The organism is Microcystis sp. M083S1 (genome assembly GCF_020246405.1).
Classification (GTDB): Bacteria; Cyanobacteriota; Cyanobacteriia; order Cyanobacteriales; family Microcystaceae; genus Microcystis; species Microcystis aeruginosa_C.
Map to the genome: position 1 here is coordinate 1 of NZ_JADBTB010000167.1, position 4,883 is coordinate 4,883.

The following is a 4,883-nucleotide window of genomic DNA, read 5'->3' on the forward strand; positions in this document are numbered from 1 at the left end:
ATCAAGGGTAGATCCCCCCGCCTATCGGCACCCCCCTTATCAAGGGTAGATCCCCCCGCCTATCGGCACCCCCCTTATCAAGGGGGGCAGGGGGGATCGAACCTAAAATCCATTTTTAATTTAATTATAACCAGCTACTTAGAGTTATCGTTGATAAAACAGAAGTTAGTCTATGGTTTTTGGCTGACAGATGCTAGGAAGGTTGAATAGCCAGAGTATTTAGTAACATTTGATAGACAATACCCAAAGAAATTGATTAGGAAAATCTATGCTTAAGAAAAAGGATCATGACGGCCTTTCCCATAAAGATGAAGTGTAACCTAATTTGGTGTTAACGACCGACGACTGACCCGCCAAAACAAAAACTTCCTATCTCATCATTAAGATAAGCTGCCCGCCTATTTAAATTGCTTGTTGAGATGAGGCACTGTGGCACTCTTGCAACAGTAAAAGGATTGGGAGAGATTGACCTAATCTAAGGATAGGGGGTTAAAATACGTCTTAGCTTAATGACAGACAATAGCTTGTTAGAGCTATAATCAGGGTTTTATGCCTATAAAAGTCCCTGTTTACTTAATAAAGAAAATTTGACAGACTTATATAATAATGCTTGCTAGTGAAGCTTCTCGATAATTGATTCCCCATGACTTGGTTATATAAAACCCCCGGTATTCCCGATGAATTGTTTGAACGTTTGCCCGGGATTCCCCTGAGTAAACGCGAGGTGAGATTATTGATGATTTCCGCTTTGCGGTTAGGTGATGGGGGGGTTTTCTGGGATATAGGCGCAGGAACCGGCACTATTCCCGTTGAAATTGGCTTATTATGCCCCAATAGTCCGATTATTGCTATTGAAAGGGATGAAGAAGTGGCCAGTTTAATCCGGCGTAATTGCGATCGCTTTGGGGTAAAAAATGTCACCGTTTTTGAAGGCAGCGCGCCCGATTGTCTGCCCAATATATCCCTCGCCCCCGATCGCGTCTGTATCGAGGGCGGCAAACCGATTAAATCGGTCCTGCAAGAAGTGTGGCAATACCTGAAACCCAATGGCCGCATCGTGGCTACGGCCAATAATTTAGAAACCCTCTATCAATTTTCCGAAGGCTTTTCTAATTTACAGGCGCGTAATATCGAGATTGTCCAAGCGGCAGTAAATCGCCTAGAAACTAGGGGTATTCACCAAGTTTTTGCCGCCGTTGATCCCATGTTTATCCTGAGCGGCGATAAACTTTAATCGGGGATAACCTTCCATAAAGTTTTCTTAATCTATATAATTATGACAATGCCGCCTAACTTCTCTGGATTAACCATGCCTTGGCCACGCATTGTCAGCGCTATTTTTGCTATTGCCTTCGCACTGGGAATTATTATCGTTGGGGGTTGGTATTTCACCCTCGGCATCGGTGTTATCGTCTTTTTGGGACAATTAGAGTATTTTCGCTTAGTTCGCGCTAAAGGCATTGAACCGGCCGCTAAAACCACTCTCGTAGTTTCCCAATTATTACTACTGACGGCAACTATGGCAGCCCCCCTCACCGATGCCATGTTTCCCCTGGCTGGGGCATTAATTTGTTTTTATCTGCTCTTTCAGCCTAAAATGGCGACAATTGCCGACATTTCCACCTCAATTCTCGGTCTGTTTTATGGTGGTTACTTACCCAGTTATTGGATTCGTTTACGGGTCGGTTTTTCCCCCGAAAGTGGTCCCGTGGCCATGGCCAGTAACTTACCCCTGATGGGATATTGGCCGGAATCCTGGATGGAACCGAAATTATTCCCGGCTGCTTTGACGGTGACTTTTCTGGCCTTCGGTTGCATTTGGGCCGCCGATATCGGAGCTTATATCATGGGAAAATGGTTAGGGAAAACCAGTTTATCGCTGATTAGTCCCAAAAAAACCGTGGAAGGTTCCTTTTTTGGCATTTTAGGCAGTATAGCGGTGGCCGATTTGGGTGCTTGGTATTTAGATTGGCCCTATTGGCAGCTGACGGGCTTATTTTTGGGCTTATTAATTGGTATTGTCAGTTTATTGGGTGATTTGACCGAATCGATGATGAAACGCGATGCCGGGGTTAAGGATTCCGGGCAGTTAATCCCCGGTCACGGTGGTATACTCGATCGCACTGATAGTTATGTGTTCACCGCTCCCCTAGTATATTATTTCGTCACTTTACTGCTGCCCTTGTTGCGCTAGTAATTTGTATCTTCTCCAGTGCTAGATTAAAGATTAAACCCAAATTTGCGATTATGTCAGCAGTCGTCCATCCCCGGGGTAAAGTTTATCTTCTCGGTGCGGGAATTGGTCAGAGCAGTTTTCTCACCCTGCAAGCGCGAGCAATTTTAGCCACGGCCGAGGTTTTGCTGTATGATGCCCTAGTGGATAGTCAAATCTTCTCCCTAGTGCCGAAAACCTGTGTTTTAGTCGATGTTGGCAAACGGGGGGGACAACCCGGAGCCGAGCAAAATCAGATTAATCGGATACTGGTTAATTATTGTCAAGAGGGAAAACGAGTTATTCGGCTTAAAAGTGGTGATCCGGGAGTTTTTGGGCGAGTATATCCTGAAATGTTGGCCTTAAAGCAGGCTGGCTGTGATTTTGAACTGATAACCGGTATTTCCTCCGCTTTAGCCGCTCCTTTATTGGCCGGAATTCCCCTGACCGAAAAGGATATTAGTCGCTGTTTTGCGGTCTTGAGCGCTCACGATCCCGAGTCTCTCGATTGGTCAGCTTTAGCTAAAATTGATACACTTGTGCTATTGATGGCCGGTCAGTCTTTAGGGCAAATTATCGAGAAATTATACCAAAATGGGCGGAATATTCACGACTCGATCGCTATTATCCGTCAGGCGGGACGCAAGGATCAACAAATTTGGCGCGGCACTTTAGAAAATATTCTCGCTCAAACCGCCGGAGTGTCCCTCTCACCCTCTATTATGGTCATTGGTCAAGTTGTGGATCTGGCGATTATGTCCTCTCCCCCACCCCTAGGCGGTAAAACTATTGTTATTACCCGTGCCGCCGAGCAAACGAGTCAATTTAGCGAAATTTTGCAAAATCAAGGCGCAGAAGTCCTGGAAATGCCCGCTTTAGAGATTCGTCCCCCCGACCGTTGGCAAGGTTTAGACGATGCCATCGCTCAGTTAAAAGAGTTTGATTGGCTGATTTTAACTTCTGCCAATGCTGTTAATTTTTTCTTCGATCGCTTGACATTTTGGGGAAAAGATGCTAGGGCTTTAGCGACCGTAAAAATCGCCGTGGTGGGCAAAAAAACCAGCCAAGTTTTGCACTCACGGGGATTAAAAGCGGATTTTATCCCGGGGGATTTTGTCGCTGATGCTTTGGTAAACGAGTTTCCCGACCCGATTAAGGGGCAAAAATTCCTCTTTCCTCGCGTGGAAACGGGAGGCAGAGAGATATTAGTTAAGGATTTAACGGCCAAAGCTGGTCAGGTGACGGAAGTGGCCGCATATTATTCCGGATGTCCGGCACGCATGGATAGTGGCATCTGGGAAGCGTTTCGAGATGGGAAAGTCGATATAGTCACCTTTGCTAGTTCCAAAACCGTCCAGAATTTTTATCGGTTATTGCTGCAAGAAACGGCAGAATTATCGGTTAATTCCCTCTTAGAAAAAGTTTGTCTGGCTTCTATCGGTCCGCAAACTTCAAAAACCTGTCAAGAGTTATTTGGTCGTGTTGATATCGAGGCGCGAGAATATACCCTAGAAGGATTGACTAGCGCTTTAATCGAGTGGAGTAATACCTGACATCCTCGCCGCCGTATTTGCGGCAGCCGGGGTTGGGAGAATCAAAGCCCCTTATCAAGAAGGATCAAAGCCCCCCTTATCAAGGGGGGTTGGGGGGATCAAAGCCCCCCTTATCAAGGAGGATCAAAGCCCCCCTTATCAAGGGGGGTTGGGGGGATCAAAGCCCCTTATCAAGAAGGATCAAAGCCCCTTATCAAGAAGGATCAAAGCCCCCCTTATCAAGGGGGGTTGGGGGGATCAAAGCCCCCCTTATCAAGAAGGATCAAAGCCCCTTAGAGGATCAAGAAGGATCAAAGCCCCCCTTATCAAGGGGGGTTGGGGGGATCAAACTTCCAATTACTCCACAAACTCCCTCAAAATTACTCAAAACTTCTTGATTAGTAAAGCGGATTACTGTTAATCCATAACCTGATAAAATTTGGGTTCTTTCTAAGTCATAGGCTTGAGCATCTTCCCTATTATGACTATCACCATCAATTTCAATCACTAATTTTAATTCGTGGCAATAAAAGTCAACAATAAATTGATCAATCGGTCTTTGACGATGAACTCTATATTGAAAATTTTTTAAGTATTCATACCAAAGTTTTCTTTCAGCTTTGGTCATATTTTTACGGAGTTCTTTAGCTCGTTCTACGAGTTTGGGATTGTAGGGTAGATGATGATGATTGGTTAATTGCATAGGTTTGATCCCCCCAACCCCCCTTGATAAGGGGGGCTTTTTACTGATTTAAGATGATTGGTTAATTGCATAGGTTTGATCCCCCCAACCCCCCTTGATAAGGGGGGCTTTTTATTGGTTGAGTTTGATCCCCCCAACCCCCCTTGATAAGGGGGGCTTTTTACTGGTTGAATTTGATCCCCCCAACCCCCCTTGATAAGGGGGGCTTTTTACTGGTTAAATTTGATCCCCCCTGCCCCCCTTGATAAGGGGGGCTTTTTACTGGTTGATTTTGATCCCCCCTGCCCCCCTTGATAAGCTATCCATTAGTCACATCTTTCTTAACATAAAATTTGACAAAAAGAGAAAAGTGTGCAAGATGGCTCAAGGGGGTTCTATGGGGGGACTAATTTGATGAGATAGTTTCCAAGTCTCGCTGATATCATGTAACCTTCGC

At 45.4% G+C, this 4,883-nt stretch carries 4 protein-coding genes; 3 read left to right on the plus strand and 1 reads right to left on the minus strand.

Annotated features, from left to right (window positions below; all coding sequences use genetic code 11):
* Positions 1–643 precede the first annotated feature (643 nt).
* The 3 genes from cbiT to cobA are packed head-to-tail and all read left to right on the plus strand — an operon-like array spanning position 644 to position 3,765.
* On the plus strand, positions 644–1,234 hold the full coding sequence (cbiT, locus tag IM450_RS15520) for a precorrin-6Y C5,15-methyltransferase subunit CbiT (protein ID WP_002732225.1): 591 nt from the start codon (positions 644–646) through the stop codon (positions 1,232–1,234).
* A gap of 42 nt (positions 1,235–1,276) precedes the next feature.
* Entirely contained in the window at positions 1,277–2,194 is a 918-nt protein-coding gene (locus tag IM450_RS15525; RefSeq protein WP_016514637.1) for a phosphatidate cytidylyltransferase, read from the plus strand.
* Positions 2,195–2,247: 53 nt separating this feature from the next.
* Entirely contained in the window at positions 2,248–3,765 is a 1,518-nt protein-coding gene (gene cobA, locus IM450_RS15530) for a uroporphyrinogen-III C-methyltransferase (RefSeq protein ID WP_287668319.1), read from the plus strand.
* Between the two features lie 280 nt (positions 3,766–4,045).
* On the opposite strand, the gene IM450_RS15535 is transcribed toward cobA, so the two are convergent.
* On the minus strand, positions 4,046–4,447 hold the full coding sequence (locus IM450_RS15535; protein ID WP_287668321.1) for an endonuclease domain-containing protein: 402 nt from the start codon (positions 4,445–4,447) through the stop codon (positions 4,046–4,048).
* Positions 4,448–4,883 lie beyond the last annotated feature (436 nt).

Excerpts from the sequence above, each read along its gene's own strand:
- cbiT (WP_002732225.1), top strand. The coding sequence starts at position 644 with ATGACTTGGTTATATAAAACCCCCGGTATTCCCGATGAATTGTTTGAA.
- IM450_RS15525 (WP_016514637.1), top strand. The coding sequence starts at position 1,277 with ATGACAATGCCGCCTAACTTCTCTGGATTAACCATGCCTTGGCCACGC.
- IM450_RS15535 (WP_287668321.1), bottom strand. The coding sequence starts at position 4,447 with ATGCAATTAACCAATCATCATCATCTACCCTACAATCCCAAACTCGTA.
- cobA (WP_287668319.1), top strand. The coding sequence starts at position 2,248 with ATGTCAGCAGTCGTCCATCCCCGGGGTAAAGTTTATCTTCTCGGTGCG.